This window comes from Adlercreutzia equolifaciens (assembly GCF_029076695.1).
Classification (GTDB): domain Bacteria; phylum Actinomycetota; class Coriobacteriia; order Coriobacteriales; family Eggerthellaceae; genus Adlercreutzia; species Adlercreutzia equolifaciens_A.
Genome location: NZ_JARFIK010000498.1, coordinates 1 through 294 on the forward strand (window position 1 = coordinate 1; position 294 = coordinate 294).

Sequence of the window (294 nt, forward strand, 5' to 3'; positions counted from 1 at the left end):
CGGCGCATTCGGTCACGCCCTGGATAAGAGCCGCACTGGACAAGGTTGCTCCGGTCACGCCATCGTCGTTCACCGTCGGGTACTGCAGAATCTCATCGGACAGATCATCGATGGCACGGGCACCGACGCCCAGGGATTCCTGGTTGTCGGACACGTCGATTTGCTCGATGGCATCGGGCGTGAAGGCCACGTTCACGGTAAAGGGAGCGTTATGACCCGAGACGCTGGCAGAATACGTGCCCGCTGCAAACGCGGCCTCGTTGGCATCCTTGGGCGCGCAGACGGAAAGTCCGG

1 protein-coding gene is annotated in these 294 nt (G+C 61.9%); it reads right to left on the minus strand.

Features of this window, described 5'->3' with window-relative positions; translation table 11 throughout:
- Positions 1-294: FMN-binding protein (locus PZH32_RS13350; RefSeq protein WP_275208737.1), on the minus strand; the 294-nt coding region annotated here is incomplete at both ends.